The following is an 18016-nucleotide window of genomic DNA, read 5'->3' on the forward strand; positions in this document are numbered from 1 at the left end:
CCAAGTTACTTCGAGTTATTTAATTCTACTAATTACAGTAGATAATTTGGTATCTTCCCATCTGCCCAAAACAAAAAATTGAAGGGAAATCCCTTCAATATTACACAGATAGAACCTTTTTAATTTTATCTATTGCATAGTCAAGCTCTTCCTTTTTTATAATAAGAGGTGGTGCTAAACGGATAACATTTTCATGCGTTTCCTTACATAGCAATCCCTCTTCCTTTAGAGCTTCACAATATTTCCTAGCTGATTCAGTTAATTCAATACCAATAAAAAGCCCTTTTCCCCTAACTTCTTTGACAATAGGGTTATTGATTCGTTTCAATCTATCTTTAAAATAATTGCCTAGTTTAAAAGATTGATCTACTAAGTTTTCTTCTTTAATTACGTTAAGTGCAGCTATAGACACGGCACAGGCTAAAGGGTTACCCCCGAATGTCGAACCATGGGAACCCGGGTTGAACACACCCAAGATATCTTTATTTGCTGCTACACAGGATATAGGAAAAACACCACCACCTAATGCCTTCCCTAATATATACATATCAGGTTGGACATTTTCCCAATCACAAGCAAACCATTTGCCAGATCTTCCAAGCCCTGCCTGAATTTCATCTGCAATGAATAGTACATTTCTTTCTTTGCAAATTTCATAAGCTTCTCTTAGAAAACCGTCTGGCGGAATTCGAATACCTGCTTCGCCTTGAATTGGTTCCAACAGAAATGCTGCAGTATTCTCTGTAATTGCTTCCTTTAACGATTCCACATCTCCATACGGGATTAATTTAATTCCAGGTAACATTGGACCAAAACCGCGTTTATATTCGTCTTCTGAGGATAAAGACACTGCAGTCATCGTACGGCCATGGAAATTACCTTCACAAGCAATAATTTCCGCTTTACCATCTGTAACACCTTTCACACCATATGCCCACCTTCTTGCTGCTTTAATCGCAGTTTCTACCGCTTCTGCGCCCGTATTCATTGGTAGCACCATATCTTTTTTTGTTAACCGAGAAACAGCTTCATACCAGGGGCCGAGTTGATCATTATGGAATGCTCTTGAAGTTAATGTAACCTTATCTGCCTGTTTTTTTAAAGCCCCCACTATTTTAGGATGCCTATGCCCCTGATTAACTGCTGAGTATGCACTTAACATATCCAAATATTTTTTTCCTTCTGGGTCCTTCACCCAAACACCTTCCGCCTCAGAAACTACAATAGGAAGTGGGTGATAGTTATTCGCGCCATATTTTTCCGTTTGTTGAATAATTTCGGTTGATTTTTGACTTGTCAAAAATCCCTCCCCCTTTCCTTGGAAAACTCAGATTCGAGATATCTGTAATTGTGCTTAGGATATCAGCACTTGCAACCGGGATTTCAGCACTAACACTCGAGATTTCAGCACTAACACTCGGGATTTCAGCACTAACACTCGGGATTTCAGCACTAACACTCGGGATTTCAGCGCTACCACTCGGGATTTCAGCGCTACCACTCGGGATTTCAGCGCTACCACTCGGGATTTCAGCACTATCACCCGAGATTTCAGTAATCGTGGTAAATGCCTTCGTTTCACTTATGCAGGTTAAGAAAGTTATTCATTTTCATCTACCAAAAATTAATCGCTTCATTATCTATTTTTATTCCTTAAACCACACATTCATTCTTACCTTTTAAGATTATGTAATGAAAGTCTTTCTCTAGGAGAACATAAAGAAGACTTGGTTCAGTTGGAGTTTTAACTCCAACTGAACCTTAGTTGCCCTTATCTCCCGTCTAAAAATGCGGGAGATTTAGTAACTCCGCGTAGATAAAATTGATGAACCTCTCCTTTTTAACTATACTAATAAAAGGAGTAAGGAAAAGGAGTGGAAAACATGGGAAATATCAAATTAAAATCTGAAGTATTTTCAATTTTAAAAGATAAAATAAAACTAATCCAAACGGAAGAAGATCGAGCTATTTACTTAGTTGGACCAATTCGTCTTCCGGTTAACCTATATAACGAAACAGTCGAATTCCAATGGTATTGCTGGCTAAATTACGATGAAGTTACCGAGGATTATGAACGAATTATTGAAAATCTTGCTTCATCAAATCTTGCGGAATATCAACAATCTAGTGTACTTGTCTATGGAGACTTTGAAAATGCAGACGATGCCTTAATCCGTATGCATTCGATTTGCCATACGGGTGATATCTTCGGAAGTAAACGTTGTGATTGTGGATTTCAATTAAAACAATCCATGAAAAAAATAAAAGAACATGGAGTCGGTGCTATATTCTACCTAGCTAATCATGAAGGTAGAGGTATTGGTTTGTTTTCTAAGGCAATGGCTTATGTATTACAAGAGAACGGGTACGATACGGTAGAAGCGAATGAAAACCTGGGCTTCGTTAATGACTCCAGAAACTATAGTGATGCTATTCAAGTTCTTAAGGCGTTGCGTGATAAGCCAGTAACGTTAATTACCAACAACCCTAAAAAACTCGAAGCATTAAAAGATGCAGGCCTTCTACTTTCAGGTAGGGTTCCTTTATGGGGGGATGTATCAGAATTTAATAAAAAGTATTTAGAAACTAAGATTGAGAAGTCCGGTCACTTGCGAGATGAGGAAGGGACTTGTTGCAATGATTAATGATGAATTCTATATGGATTTAGCTTTAAACAATGCAAAAGCAATGAAAGGACAAACCGACCCTAATCCATTAGTAGGTTCGGTTATTGTCAATGATAACCGCATAGTCGGAGTGGGAACTCACCTAAAAGCTGGTGAGCCACATGCCGAGATTCACGCCCTTCGAATGGCTGGTGAAAAAGCAAAAGGTGGAACGATTTATGTCACATTGGAGCCCTGTTCTCATCATGGAAGAACTGGTCCATGTGCAGAAGCCATAGTAAAAGCAGGAATAAAAAAAGCTGTAATTGCAACGTTAGACCCCAACCCAATCGTAGCCGGTAATGGTGTGCAAATACTAAAAGATGCAGGAATTGAAGTTCAAGTTGGTATTCGCGAAAAAGAATCGAATAAAATGAATGAGGTCTTTAATAAATATATTGTCGAGCAAAAACCATTCATTACCTTAAAAGCAGGGATAACATTAGATGGGAAGGTAGCTACTCATACATTTAGTAGTAAGTGGATAACTTCTGAAGAATCTAGAGAAGACGTACATCAAATAAGAAATGAGAATATGGCAATATTAGTTGGTATCCAAACAGCATTAAAAGATGATCCAGCGTTAACGGCAAGGATACCAAACGGAAGGAATCCCTTACGAATTGTCATGGATTCTAAACTTAGACTACCACTTGATTATCAATTAGTGACAGATATACAAGCTCCAACATGGATTTTCACAAGCAAAAACTATGATGAAGAAAAGAAAAGAAAATTAGAAGAACAAGGTGTTAAAGTAATCGTAACAAACTCCGAAAACACTGTTGACCCTAAAGATGTTGTGAATACGTTAGGAAAAGAGGGTATCTCCTCCCTAATTATCGAAGGCGGAGGAAATATCCATGCTTCTTTCCTACAGGCAAAACTAGTTGATAAGGTAATCCTTTATATTGCCCCTAAACTAGTCGGCGGAAAAGACGCACCGACCTTTTTAGAAGGTAAAGGTATTGAACTAATGGAGGATGCCATTGAGCTTACAGACACAGAGATTACTACTATTGGGAATGATTTTAAATTTATTGGCTATCCATCATATAACGAACAAAAGCGTAAGCGCTCGTTTAGCGACGTACGGACTGGACTGAGCCGTAGGAGATAAAGGAAACACGACGAACGGAGTGAGTCGATGTTGACTTATCGTACGAAGGTGAAGGAAGTCTCGCTAGTCGCTGGGCGCTGGAGCTGGACTTGGCCTTCCCAATGACAAGATTTAACAAGCTGAATTTTTTTATTTTCTTATCTTTGAAGAAGAGGGATCATGATGCGATTTGGTTTTGATATTGATGATACATTAATAAACTTACGTGAACATGCATTTCATATTTATAATAAGAAGTTAAATCAGCAATTAGATTTATCGGTCTTTCAAAGTATTAAACGGGTGGAAATCCACGAACCCTTTGGCCTGACAGACGAAGAAGGAGCAAAAATGTGGAATAATACATTAGAAGAGATTTACTATACGGACTGCCCTTCTTTTCCCGGCGCCATGGAAACATTAAATCAATTACACCAGGATGGTCATTCCATTTTCTATATTACAGCGAGACCTAATGAACACGGTGAGCGAACAAAAGAGTGGATGAAAAGTCAGGGTTTTCCGATACATGATAATCACTTTTTCTACGGAATGAAAGATGAAGAGAAAATCCATACAATTAAAAAATTACATCTCGATTTTTACGTTGATGATAAACCGACTATATTACAAACACTAATTAACGAAAGACCTAAACTATTACTGAAAGATCAACCATATAATCAGCAAGAGAAAGATTTTATAAGAATGGTAGATTGGGCTGATTTTTTTAATTTAATTAATCTTTAACAAAGCTATACTAAAGTTTAGTATAGCTTTTTCTTTTTTATCCTAAAACAAATATATTGCATATTACATTCTAATATAGCTTGTAGTATAATAATGTGTATATAAATATTCTGGGGGGGATATCGTTATGCCAATACCAATAAATCATGAAAAGCCAACAAGAAAATCTGCAAAAGAAAGTGCATTTAGTCAACTTCAGCAATGGATTATCGATGGTACACTTCTACCGGGGGAGAAAATAAATGATACGGAGCTCGCGCAAGCCTTGGGGGTTAGCAGAACTCCAATACGGGAGTCTTTACAGCTTCTTGAGGCACAGGGATTTGTAGAAATGTTCCCAGGTAAGGCAACACAGGTTACGCAAGTAGATAGGAGTTCTATTAAAGATCTTTTACCTCCATTAGCTGTATTACAAGCTTTATCTGCAGAATTGGCTATCCAAAACATGAATAAAGACATACTTACCTTACTTGAGAGTACGAATGAGCGTTTTGCAGAAGCAATTCATTCAAAAAATTACTATTCTGCTTTAAAAATAGATGAACAATTTCACGAGATTATCGTGGATGCCGCTAACAATCCATATATTAAGAATATTATAGAATCCTTACAAGTACATGTTAGTAGACTTTTTTTCCATAATTCCATTGTCTTAACGGAGCATTCTATTCACGATCATGACACCATCATAAATTTATTGAAATCCGGAGATGTCAATCAGTTAAACGAAACAATGAAAAATAATTGGCTCCGTACAATTGACCTATTCCCAGATGTAAGCTAATTAAAGACTTCAGCCTCCTTTAAACACTTTGGAAGCTGAAGCCTTTTTTGATTTACTAAATTAGAAAACTTGGCATTCGCCAAGCCCTTGGCCGAATGACTTAGTTGCACTTATGCATATCTTTACGGTAGGGCGAGTAACCGAAGCCCCAGACGGGAAAGATTTTATACTTTCTTATCTCACGAAAATAAACCGCATGAAATCTTCAAATCAGATTTCATGCGGTTTATCAATTTATAGAATTTCTGTCCTAGCACTCTTTATACTTCTTGCGTATTAGACACTTTTTGAATTCGGGCAATAATACCTGTAATCGCAATTACAATTAATGCAGGTATCAACCAACCAAGGCCAATTCCGTATAGCGGCAATACTTGCTCATAGAAGTTCAAGATTGGTACCATCCAACTAAAATAATCGATTCCTAACGAGCCACAAAGAGCTGTTAATCCGTCAAAAATACTGATCAGAATAGTAACTACAGTTGTTGCTACATAGACAATACGTGCATGATTAAATAATGGTGACAAGAATGTTAATAGCATCAATACAACCGCTAATGGATATAGGAACATCAATACAGGAATAGAAAATGCAATGATATTAGCTAAACCAAAGTTTGCAATCACAAATGAGAAAGTAGTAAAGATTACTACAAACATTTTATAACTTATTTTTGGAATTAATTTACTAAAATATTCTGCATTAGCTATAATTAATCCAATTGCTGTAGTTAAACAAGCTAGAATAATTGCAACAGCTAACATAACAGATCCAATTGTTCCGAAGTAATATTCTGCTGATCCACTTAGAACAGGTCCACCTGTATCAAATAAACCAAGCGTTCCGGTACTGATGGAACCGAGATAAGCAATACCAACATAAACTACTGCTAATAGAATAATAGCAACTCCACCTGATTTTGCTGTAGCCGCAAGAACTTCTGATTTAGAAGTAACACCAAATGATTTAACCGTACTAATTACAATTATACCGAATACTAAAGCAGCTAAGGCATCCATTGTATTATATCCTTCTAAGAATCCTGTCATAAAAGCAGCACTTACATATGCTTCTTCTGGTGCTTGTTGCGATCCCATCGGGTTAACAAGTGCTGTAATTAAAAGTATTGCTAATAATAACACAAGAGCTGGTGCCAATATTTTACCAACGTTATCTACAAGTTTCGCAGGATAAAGAGAGAATAAAAGTACAACTACGAAGAATACTAATGTAAAAATTAATAGTGCAATTTGTTGAGATCCCTCTGAAACAAAAGTACTAATACCTACGTCGTAAGCTACTGTACCAGTACGAGGTATGGCGAAAAATGCCCCAATTGTTAAATACAATAAAGATGTAAAGAAAACTCCGTATCCAGGACTCACTCTACTAGCTAGGTCCTGCAAATCACGGCTTCCCGAGAATCCCATAGCAAGAATCCCTAAAAGTGGTAAACCTACTCCAGTAATCAAGAATCCTATAATAGCTGGTGTTAAGCTTGTCCCAGAATATTGACCAAGCTGTGCCGGGAAAATTAAGTTCCCTGCTCCGAAGAATAGTGCAAATAGCATAAACCCTATTGCAACATAATTAGAAGTTGATAGCTTTTTCTTCATTTTAGGCTCCCCCTGTGTCATTTATTAAATGTACTAAAATGCAATATATTGGATGAAACCTATGATACTATCATTTTTAGTAAAATGCAATATATTACATAGGAAAAATTAATATTTTTTGCAAATAATTGATTAGTTAGACAAATCAGAAGAAAAACGGACGGAATCTATTTTTAGATTCCGTCCGTTTTTAATATTTAGCTCCGGCACCCAGCGGCATACAGCTCGTCACGTTCCTAGCCAGTACGAACGCTTGCGCTTTTGTTTTTCAATCCATTTGTTTAATTTTCCAAATATCCGTTGCGTACTCACGAATGGTCTGGTCACTCGAAAATTTACCGGAGTATGCAATATTCGTAACACTCATGTTCATCCATGTTGTTCTATTTCGATAAGCCCGCTCCGCAAGTTCATGTGCTTCAAGATAAGGCTCAAAATCCTTCAATACAAAATAGGGATCATTATGGTATAAAATATTGTAAAAGATATCTTTAAATTCGATATTATGAATTCCAAACTCGCCTTGATTCAATTGGTCTAGAATAAGTTTGATACGGTCATCTGTATTATAAATATCACGAGCATTATAGCCACCATTTTGATAATAATCTAATACTTCGTCCGAATTTAATCCAAATATAAAAATATTTTGATCCCCTACTAAATCGTATATCTCTATATTCGCACCATCCATCGTACCTAACGTAATAGCCCCATTCATCATCATTTTCATATTTCCAGTCCCGGATGCTTCCTTACTTGCAGTAGATATTTGTTCACTAATATCCGCTGCCGGAATGATTTTCTCTGCTAAGCTGACATTATAATTCTCAAGGAAAATTACTTTTAACTTATCTTTAATATCTTTATCATAATTAACGATGGAGGCCACCGTATTAATTAACTTAATAATTTCCTTAGCTAAATGATAACTTGGGGCTGCCTTGGCACCGAAGATAAAAGTTCGCGGTGTCACATCCTGATTAGGATTTGCCTTTAATTCATTGTACAAATAAATAACATGGAAAATATTAAGTAACTGCCGTTTATATTCATGCAATCTTTTAATTTGGACATCAAAAATAGATTGGTCATCCACAAGAATACCCGTTTGTTCATGTATATAATTCGCTAGTATCCTTTTATTTTCATGCTTTACTTGATCAAACTTCTCCAATAAAGCTTTATCATTGGAGTATTTTAATAAACTAATGAGTTGCTTGGGCCGTTTAATCCATTGTGTTCCAATTGCTTCAGAAATAACATCAGAAAGTTTTGGATTCACTTGTAATAACCAACGCCTGTGTGTAATCCCATTCGTTTTATTGTTAAATTTATTAGGAAATAACGTATAGAAATCTTTCATTTCCTGTTTCTTTAAAATTTCTGTATGAATCCTTGCAACCCCATTCACACTAAAGCTCCCAACGATAGCAAGCCTAGCCATATGAACCCTACCATGTGCAATAACGGCAAGGTCTGGAATCTTATCCCTTAATTCCTCATGGTCAAACCAAATCGATTGACAGAAGCGCTCATTGATTTCATCAACAATCATATAAATCCTTGGCAATAAGTCTTGAATCATTTCTTCTGGCCAAGTTTCTAACGCTTCACTTAACGTAGTATGATTGGTATAAGCTAGAACATGGATAGTAATTTCCCATGCTGTATCCCAATCCAATCTTTCCTCATCCATTAAAATACGCATTAATTCAGGAACAGCAAGACTAGGATGTGTATCATTGATTTGAATAACCACTTTTTCAGGTAATCTACTAATAGGAAGTCGATAATTTTTCTTAAAGCTCCTAATAATATTTTGAATACTTGAAGAAACAAGGAAATATTGTTGCTTTAATCTTAATTCCTTTCCTTCATAGTTGGAGTCATCTGGATAAAGGAAACCTGAAATTTGCTCTATGGAATGTTGGTGATCCAAATCATGGTAAAATTCACTATTTTCTTCTTGTTCCGATTCCTTATAAGCTACCGGTTCCGCGCTCCAAAGTCTTAATGTATTTACGACTTCATTTTGATACCCAACTACTGGTATATCATATGGTACGGCTAACACTTTATCTGTATTTTCATATTTAAACTCTAAGGAACCGTCATTTCGTTTGAACATATGTACCTTTCCATGAAATTGAATGACAAAGGCCTCTTCTTCTTTTCTCGTTTCCCAGGGATAAGAATCTTTTAACCAATAATCCGGTAGTTCTACCTGGTTACCATGAATAATTCTTTGTTCGAATAATCCATAACGGTAACGTATACCGAACCCATGACCAGGGTAATGCAAGGATGCTAATGAGTCTAGAAAACAAGCAGCAAGTCTACCAAGGCCTCCATTACCAAGTCCTGCATCCCTTTCTTCTGCAAATACATGTTCGGAATTAAATCCTAAATCTTCAAGTGTTTCCTTCGCGATATCCAACATTCCACAATTAAGAAGGTTACTTTCTAATAGCCTCCCAATTAAAAATTCCATTGATAAGTAATACACTTGCTTCGAATTGTTCTCTTGATATCTTTTAGTTGTTTCAAACCAATTTGGCATAATTTCATCATTTACGATAGATGAAAGTGCATAATAAACGTCCTTATTAGAAGCAGTACTTACTTCTACTCCTTTTTCGGTAATTAATTTCTTTTTAAGCCTTTCCTTTAAATCATTTGTGGTCAACTGTGACAAGGAACCATCTCTCCCTAACCATATATTGGGGTTGGTACTATTTGTTCATAAAGTTCTACATACTTTTCAGCAGAGTTTTTCCATGTAAATTGGCTCTTATTTACATTTCTTATTAGCTGCTGAAATTGTTCATGGTCATGATAAATTTGCAACGAATATTTAAGAACATGAAGTAAGTCATGTGCATTATAATTTGTAAAACTAAAACCATTACCTTCTCCTGTTATTTCATTATAAGAAGTAACGGTATCCTTAAGGCCCCCAGTTTCACGTACAATTGGTATTGTTTTATACTGTAAAGCTATTAATTGTGTTAAGCCGCATGGTTCGAATTTAGAGGGTACGAGGAAGAAGTCAGCACTTGCATATAATCGTCTTGCTAACCCTTCATCAAAGGTAATTAAACTTTTTACCTTTTCAGGATAACGATTAGCTACTTCAGAAAAATAATGTTCAAATTCATGATCTCCTGTACCTAAAACAATAAACTGTACATCCTCTTGTAAAAACTCATCCATAATATTTTGAACGAGATGGAATCCTTTTTGTTCAACTAATCTAGAAATGATTACGTATAAAGGCTTACCTAAATCCATTTCCATATTAAGTTCATCACCGAGCGCTAATCGATTCTCTACCTTTTTCGACCGAGCAGAGCGATAATTAAACGAAACATGAGGATCTGTCCTCGGATTATATTCTTTAGGGTCTATTCCGTTTAAAATTCCAACTAAATCCTCCTTCCGATCTAAAAGAACTGGGTGTAACCCTTCACTATAAAATGGATACTTAATTTCCTCTGCATAAGTTGGACTTACTGTTGTGATTTTATCAGCATGAAATAAGGCTCCTTTAAGGCTATTTAACATCCCATTCCATTCCAGTCCACCGATATGTTCTCTATCCAAATTGAAGAAGTCCTCAAAGATATCAATTGGCATCATACCTTGATACTTAATATTATGAATGGTAAATACTGTTTTCATCTCATCGATTGGTTTTAAAATATTTGCCAATGCAACTGCTATACCAGCCTGCCAATCATGCGCATGAAGAATATCCGGTTTATACAATCCTTGATTTAAGAACTCCATAACGGCATGGCTAAAGTAAACAAACCGCTCGCCATCATCGTAATATCCATAGATTCCTTTTCGAGTGAAATAGTAGTCATTTGCTACAAAGTAATAGATTACCTGATTATGTTTTAACGCGTATACTGCTGCATCTTGATTTCTCCAACCAAAAGGTACGTCAAAGGATGTTACGTACTCCATTTTTTCTTTCCATTCATCCGAAATTTCATCATACATTGGTAAGATAACTCGAACTTCCATTTGTTCTTGTTTCAAAGCTTGTGGGAGGGAACCTATAACATCACCCAGCCCTCCCGTTTTTATGAAAGGTGTCGATTCTGAGGCAACAAACAATATATTCTCCATTTCCTATCCTCCTTTTGAACTAGCCTTATATATCACTTCGTTTTGCTACGACAAATGGTTTGTCTTTCGATCCGATAATTCGTTGTCCTTTCCTTACATGAACATCTTTATCCAGAATTACATTTTCTAAATATACGTCTTCTTCAATCGTACAACGCTGCATAATAATAGAGTTTTTAATCTGCGCTCCTTCATTCACTATGACCCCACGGAAAAGAATACTTTTATCTACCTCTCCCTCAACCTCACAACCATTTGCTAGAATCGATTGTTTGACACTTGAAGGATTATAGTATTTCACTGGTGGATTACTTGATACCTTTGTTTTCACAAATGGGGGATTGAAGAATAACTCTAAATAATTATCCTCTGTTAATAGATTCATATTATGTCGATAATAACTTTCAATTGAATTAATAAATGCCCCATAACCCTTGTGTCGATACATGACAACTTTAAGTTCGGATAACTTCTCCCTTATTCCATGGACGAATAAGTGATCACGGTTATATGCGATACAATCATCTACTAATTCCATTAATAAAGATTTATTAATAATATATGCTCCGGTAAATAATAACGGATTTGTTTGATCATTTGTTATGTCTTCCACCCAACCTAAGTCATCCGCTTGAATACGGAAATACGGTGCATGCTCTTCTTTTAATTCTTCAACCGCCGTTGTAACTAGGGTTACATCTGCACCGCGATCAACATGATATTTAAAGGCCTCACTATAATTTATATTTGCTATAAATTGGCTTCCGCTGATTAATACGTAATCAGACTTCCCCCGATTGAAATAGTCCCTATTATTATGAAAAAATTGTAAATCCCCTTTTGAAACATCGCTCGGATCATTCCAATCCGGCGGAAATATATATAGTCCACCATTTCTACGATCCAAGTTCCAATTTTCCCCTGTACCCAAATGGTCTGATAAAGAGCGGTATTTTGTTCTAGCAAAAATAGCTACTTCATTAATACCGGAATTAACCATATTAGATAAGGCAAAGTCAATCATTCTATATCTACCTGCAAATGGAATAGAAGCATGCGTTCTGAAATAAGTTAATTCATTAAAGACATGGTGTTCATGTTCCAAATTTATTAAACCCATCATCGTTTTCATTGCTTTACTCCTCCCGTCATTGCCAACATTCCATTTAATATTTCCTGATTGATTACGATAGGTTCATCATTTTCATCGACATTAATATTAGTCCCTTCAGGAATTTCCGTGTTTTCCATCACAATGACCCGGTGAAGAGTTGAGTTTCTTCCTACCTTTACCCCTGAATGTAAAATAGATTGTGAAACGGCACTACTCTTTTCCACTTTGACATTACTAAATAAGACAGATTTTTCTACCCTTCCGTAAACAAAGCAACCAGAATTAACTAAAGAATGGTTGACTACCGCATCCTCACCGATAAATTGCGGAGGGTAATTCGAGTCTTGCGTGTGAATGCGCCAGCTATTATGGCCAAGAGAAAGTCCACTCTGTTCATTATTTAGTAAATCCATATTTGCTTCCCAATAACTTTGAATCGTACCGACATCTTTCCAATACCCATTAAATCGATACGCATATAGTCGTTTTTCGTCGCTTAACATGGCAGGAATAATATCCTTTCCAAAATCGTGACTAGATGTCTTTCTCATTGCATCTTGAACCAAATATGCTTTTAACGTTTCCCAAGTAAATATATAAATTCCCATAGAAGCCAAATTACTTTGTGGCTGTTTAGGTTTCTCTTCAAATTCATAGATTCTTAAACTATCTGTCGTATTCAAAATTCCAAAACGGGATGCTTCTTCCCAAGGCACCTCAATTACGGAGATAGTAGCATCTGCTTTTGTCCTTTTATGTTGGTCGAGTAATTTCTGGTAATTCATTTGATAGATATGGTCACCTGATATAACAAGAACATACTTAGGATTATATTGATTGATAAAGTGAATATTTTGGTAGATGGCATCGGCAGTTCCTGAGTACCAATCTCCACCTGATTTGGCAGTATACGGTGATAATACACTTACCCCGCCATACCTGCGATCCATGTCCCAAGGCTTTCCATTTCCAATGTGTCTGTTAAGTTCTAATGGTGAATATTGTGTCAGTACCCCTAATGTTTGAATATTTGAATTGGAGCAATTACTTAAAGTGAAATCTATAATTCTATATTTCCCTCCGAATGGTACTGCTGGTTTTGCTATATGATTCGTTAACGCACCTAATCGTTTTCCTTCTCCCCCTGCTAAAAGCATACCTACGCATTCTCTCAATCTAATCGCTCCTTTTTGTAGTGGAAGTTCAAAAAGTCCGGTGAAAATGACATGCCCCTTCAATAGGGGTATGCCGACGTTGGGCGCAAAGCCCGCTTTTAGTTGGCCTTCCTTTAAAGAAGATCGTTTGCTTGCTTTTCCGTTCCTCACGTATTAATTGCATACGTTCCGGTACTCAAAGCTACGCCGCCTCGAACCGCGACGCACAGGACGTGCTAGTGTCGGCGTTGCAACAAATGTCTTCGGTGGGGCGAGTAATCGGAGCCCCAGGACGTTGCGCATTTAGCCGACCTCGGTCCTTTTCATCCTCCTTTTTGAACATTTTTTTCCTACTTTTCTAAATACCGTAATTGCAAGTGGTGGTATTTTTATCTTTATATGTTGGGCTAAACCATGCCACTTTTCCGGAAAACTAAAATGTTTATTCTCGTTTTGTTGTCCTGACCCTCCAAATTCTATCTGGTCAGAATTAAAGACTTCCTCGTAAATTCCTGGATCTGGAACCCCAATTTTGTAGTCATACGCTACATTAGGAGTAAAATTACAAACAATTATCAGTTCTTTATCCTTACTTTTTCTTCTAAAAGCTATAATACTCTGATCAATGTTATGGGGATCAACCCATTCAAAACCGCTTGGGTCATGGTCAAGTTCAAAAAGTTCTGGATTTTCTAAGTAGAAGTGATTTAGTTCTTTCACATAATTGAAGACTCCGTGATGTAATGGGTAATCTAAAAGATGCCAATCTAACTGCTCTTTATCCTTCCATTCCGCATATTGGGCTAATTCAGCCCCCATAAATAGTAATTTTTTACCCGGATGACAAGTCATATATCCATATAGCAATCTTAAGTTAGCAAACTGTTGCCACTGGTCTCCAGGCATTTTATCTAATAAAGACTTTTTCCCATGAACAACCTCATCATGTGAAAGTGGCAAAAGAAAGTTTTCTGAATATGTATACATGAAAGAAAAGGTTAATAGATTATGATGCCATTTCCTATGGACTGGATCTTTTTTCATGTACGATAACATGTCATTCATCCAACCCATATTCCATTTAAAATTAAAGCCAATTCCACCGGAGTACGTAGGTGCCGTTATGAGTGGTAAGTCTGAACTATCCTCAGCCATCATCAGCGCACTAGGTTCATAAGAAAAGATAACTTCATTCAGCTTACGTAAAAGGGCATATGCCTCTAAATTCTCTTCTCCTCCATACGTGTTATAAATCTTTTCTTCCCAATCTTGTCGATCGAAATTTAAATACAACATACTAGCTACAGCATCTACGCGAATTCCGTCCAAATGATATTCTTCCAGCCAATATAATGCATTCGAAATTAGGAAACTTTGCACTTCTGGACGACCAAAGTCAAATGTAAGTGTCCCCCAAGTTGGCTTCTCTGCCTTTTTTGGATCAGAATATTCATAAAGCGCCTTTCCATCGAATCTCTGAAGGGCGAAATCATCCTTACAAAAATGACCAGGAACCCAGTCCATAATCACCCCTATCTCGTTCGCATGACAATGATCCACGAAGTATTTAAAGTCTTCGGGGTTCCCATATCTTGTCGTAACAGAAAAATAACCAGTAATTTGATATCCCCAAGATAAATCAAATGGATGTTCAGCTAAAGGTAATAATTCGATATGTGTATAACCAAGAGATTTAACATATGGAATTAATTCCTTTGCTAATTCTTTATACGTATAAAATTCTCCTGATTCCTTCTTTTTCCATGAACCTAAGTGAACTTCATAGATAGCAATTGGAGAAGTATGGGGATTATAAACTTCCTTCTGTTTAATCCAATGATCATCCTGCCAATTATATGTAGAGGGACTTAATGTTAGAGAGGCCGTACCTGGTCTAAGTTCTGACTTTCTAGCATATGGATCTGCTTTCATCCGTATTTCACCTGAAGAAGAAATAATTCGATATTTATACGCTTGGTTTTCTTCAACATCAGTAAAAAAGCCAATCCAAATCCCTTCATTATTTAACCTTTCCAAAGAGTGAGATTCACCATTCCAGTCGTTAAAGTCTCCGACAACAGATATCTCTTTTGCATTTGGAGCCCATACTACAAAACGAAACCCTTGCTTGCCTTCCCATTCAATTACATGACAACCTAAAAAGTCCTGACTACGATAATTTGTTCCTTGATGAAATAAATAGATATCTTGTTCGGTTATATGATACATGCAATCCATTTTTTCCTCCTTATACGATAAGGAAGGATTTGACATAACGAGAAAAATATGGCTAATCCTTCAAATACACGCTTAATTATAAGATGAATAATCATTCACTTCAATTAGTTTTCTGAAGATTCGTTCGACAATAAATGACCGCAGTTCTTGCATTGGAGTATGTTTTGTCGAATGACGTTAATTATCTGTAAACTTTGTTTAAACGGACGCTTGAATGGTTATAATTTTCTTAATAGTTTATATTTCCATTTTATTGACTAATACATATACTGATAAGTGTATAGTTTATTAAAGGAGTTGCTTTCTTTGGATAACAAGGTTGCGTGGATAGACGATATTCATGAAATAACCGTAATAGGTGACATGGAAAGTTTATTTTTAAATAGACAATCCCCCTTAATTTATATCGAAAACAAACAAAGTTACATTCAGACTAAAGCCGAAAAGATAAACCATTCAAAAGCGAAAATTCGGTATCATGAGGAACTACCAATCGGAGAAAACTTATTCCTATTATGGAATGATATAAAAATCCCTATCTATCCAGGAGCCATTGTGCGAACAAATTGGTTTGATGAAAACTATTCCAATTTGGATGTAGAGCTTGGGGCTACTTGTCACCGAGCTTCAACAACCTTTTCTATATGGGCCCCCACTGCAACCGTAGTGAAAGTGGAATTAAACGATAAAAAGATTCCATTAAAAAGGCAAAACAGAGGGGTGTGGACACTAACGGTAGATGGAGATTGGCATGGTTGCCCTTATATATATGATGTAACATTGAATGGAGAATCCACTCTAGTCAATGATCCCTATGCGAAAGCAATGCTTCCGAATAGTGAAAAAGGAATCATCATTGACTTCACTAGAACAAAGTCATTAAAGGATAGTTCGGTTTCAAGACCAAAATTAGACAGTTTACAAGATGCCATTATTTATGAATTACATGTAAGGGACGCAACGATTCATGTAAATAGTGGTGTAAAAAACAGAGGTAAATTTTTAGGGCTAACAGAGAAAAACACGACTAATTCCAACGGATACCCAACAGCCCTATCTTATATAAAAGATTTGGGAGTAACCCACGTTCAATTACTGCCAATTAATGACTTCGCTCGGGTTAATGAATTGGATCCAGATACTTCTTATAATTGGGGTTACGATCCATTATTTTTTCAAGTTCCTGAGGGAAGTTATTCTTTAATTCCTAATGACCCCGTTACAAGAATCAATGAATGTAAAACAATGATAGATTCTTTTCATCAGGAAGAAATTTCCGTAATTTTAGATGTTGTCTATAATCATGTTTTCATAATGGAGGAGTCACCATTTGAAAAAATAGTTCCCGGCTATTACTTCCGATATCATCCAAATGGAGCAATTAGTAATGGAACTGGTGTTGGTAATGACATTGCATCGGAAAGACAGATGGTTAGAAAGTTCATCTTGGATACGATAAGTTTTTGGTTAGAGGAATATCAAGTTGATGGCTTTCGCTTTGATTTGATGGGAGCTCTTGATATCGAAACAATGAGGCAAATTCGAGACCGCTGCAAAGAGGAACCTATCCCTATTATGCTTTTGGGTGAAGGTTGGGAATTGGACACTGCATTACCCCCACATCATAAAGCAACAAGTGGAAATTCCCATCAATTAAATGGGGTTGGCTACTTTAATGATTTATTTCGAGATACAATAAAAGGAAACTTATTTTATCACCATGATTCTGGTTATGTGAATGGAAATGGACATTATGTGGAACGAATTGCCCATTTGGTGACAGGATCTGTATTAGAAGAATATGGTATTCCCTTTGTTTCTAATATTAATCAAACAATCAATTACGTGGAATGTCACGATAATCATACACTATGGGATCGCCTTTTATTAACAAACCCAGATGCTAGTGTAGACGAACGTAAAAAAATACATCAGCTAGCAACTGGATTAACCCTATTAAGCCAAGGAATTCCATTTATTCATGCAGGTCAAGAATGGTTTCGAACAAAAAAAGGTGTAGAAAACAGTTATATTTCTAGTGATGAAATTAATCAATTAGACTGGGATAGACGTGAATTGGAAGATGAAAATATTCAGTTCGTAAAATCACTGATTTCTCTTCGTAAAACGTATGAAGTCTTCCGTTTAAAATCTAAGGATGAAATAAGAAGAAGATTTCATATATTGGAAACACAACCACCTATTTTCGGTTTTACGTTATTAGGTGATGATGCTGACATCTCTATATATGTGAACCCCACAGACCAAAAGGTTCCATTACATTTACCATCGTCAGGGAAATGGTTTGTAACACTTAGCAATATCCAATCTAGTAAGCAAGTTATAGGAGAATTTACTTCCATCAATCCTTTTGAATTATTAGCGCTTAAGAAGTCACGAAAAACGGCAGGAAAGGAAGACTCTGTATTATTCGTGAATACTAGTGAATAAG

Annotated in this window: 13 protein-coding genes; 6 read left to right on the forward strand and 7 right to left on the reverse strand. The window is 36.4% G+C overall.

Going from position 1 to position 18016, the window contains the following annotated elements; all coding sequences use genetic code 11:
• Positions 1 to 100: 100 nt before the first annotated feature.
• Positions 101 to 1300 carry an ornithine--oxo-acid transaminase gene (locus tag A9178_RS16910; RefSeq protein ID WP_068677407.1) on the reverse strand — a complete coding sequence of 400 codons (1200 nt, stop codon included), beginning with the start codon at positions 1298 to 1300 and terminating at the stop codon, positions 101 to 103.
• Between the two features lie 50 nt (positions 1301 to 1350).
• Here A9178_RS16910 and A9178_RS16915 point away from each other — a divergent pair, with 50 nt between their 5' ends.
• From A9178_RS16915 to A9178_RS16935, 5 genes are all read left to right on the forward strand, one after another.
• Entirely contained in the window at positions 1351 to 1683 is a 333-nt protein-coding gene (locus A9178_RS16915; RefSeq protein WP_156520797.1) for a hypothetical protein, read from the forward strand.
• Between the two features lie 200 nt (positions 1684 to 1883).
• Positions 1884 to 2645 (forward strand): GTP cyclohydrolase II, encoded by a 762-nt coding sequence (locus A9178_RS16920; protein WP_068677409.1) that lies wholly within the window; start codon positions 1884 to 1886, stop codon positions 2643 to 2645.
• Positions 2638 to 3786 (forward strand): bifunctional diaminohydroxyphosphoribosylaminopyrimidine deaminase/5-amino-6-(5-phosphoribosylamino)uracil reductase RibD, encoded by a 1149-nt coding sequence (ribD, locus tag A9178_RS16925; protein WP_068677410.1) that lies wholly within the window; start codon positions 2638 to 2640, stop codon positions 3784 to 3786. Before A9178_RS16920 ends, ribD begins: the two co-directional genes overlap by 8 nt.
• A gap of 162 nt (positions 3787 to 3948) precedes the next feature.
• Entirely contained in the window at positions 3949 to 4515 is a 567-nt protein-coding gene (locus A9178_RS16930; RefSeq protein WP_068677412.1) for a 5' nucleotidase, NT5C type, read from the forward strand.
• A 127-nt stretch (positions 4516 to 4642) separates the two neighbouring features.
• Entirely contained in the window at positions 4643 to 5299 is a 657-nt protein-coding gene (locus A9178_RS16935; protein ID WP_068677414.1) for a GntR family transcriptional regulator, read from the forward strand.
• Between the two features lie 260 nt (positions 5300 to 5559).
• Here A9178_RS16935 and brnQ read toward each other — a convergent pair whose 3' ends face one another.
• The 6 genes from brnQ to glgB form a co-directional block, all read right to left on the reverse strand.
• Positions 5560 to 6918 carry a branched-chain amino acid transport system II carrier protein gene (gene brnQ, locus A9178_RS16940; protein ID WP_068677416.1) on the reverse strand — a complete coding sequence of 453 codons (1359 nt, stop codon included), beginning with the start codon at positions 6916 to 6918 and terminating at the stop codon, positions 5560 to 5562.
• Positions 6919 to 7186: 268 nt separating this feature from the next.
• Positions 7187 to 9616 (reverse strand): glycogen/starch/alpha-glucan phosphorylase, encoded by a 2430-nt coding sequence (locus A9178_RS16945; protein WP_068677418.1) that lies wholly within the window; start codon positions 9614 to 9616, stop codon positions 7187 to 7189.
• A gap of 14 nt (positions 9617 to 9630) precedes the next feature.
• Entirely contained in the window at positions 9631 to 11058 is a 1428-nt protein-coding gene (locus A9178_RS16950; protein ID WP_068677420.1) for a glycogen synthase, read from the reverse strand.
• Between the two features lie 25 nt (positions 11059 to 11083).
• On the reverse strand, positions 11084 to 12190 hold the full coding sequence (glgD, locus tag A9178_RS16955; RefSeq protein ID WP_068677422.1) for a glucose-1-phosphate adenylyltransferase subunit GlgD: 1107 nt from the start codon (positions 12188 to 12190) through the stop codon (positions 11084 to 11086).
• The gene (locus A9178_RS16960; RefSeq protein ID WP_082918256.1) at positions 12187 to 13347 is read right to left on the reverse strand and encodes a glucose-1-phosphate adenylyltransferase; all 1161 of its coding nucleotides are present in this window, start codon (positions 13345 to 13347) and stop codon (positions 12187 to 12189) included. Before A9178_RS16960 ends, glgD begins: the two co-directional genes overlap by 4 nt.
• A 282-nt stretch (positions 13348 to 13629) precedes the next feature.
• Complete coding sequence (glgB, locus tag A9178_RS16965) at positions 13630 to 15555, reverse strand: 1,4-alpha-glucan branching protein GlgB (protein WP_068677512.1); 1926 nt, start codon at positions 15553 to 15555, stop codon at positions 13630 to 13632.
• Between the two features lie 315 nt (positions 15556 to 15870).
• On the opposite strand from glgB, the gene pulA reads away from it, so the two are divergent.
• Complete coding sequence (pulA, locus tag A9178_RS16970) at positions 15871 to 18015, forward strand: type I pullulanase (RefSeq protein WP_068677424.1); 2145 nt, start codon at positions 15871 to 15873, stop codon at positions 18013 to 18015.
• Position 18016 lies beyond the last annotated feature (1 nt).

Origin of the sequence: Oceanobacillus sp. Castelsardo, assembly GCF_001659985.1 — a bacterium.
Lineage (GTDB): Bacteria > Bacillota > Bacilli > Bacillales > Amphibacillaceae > Oceanobacillus.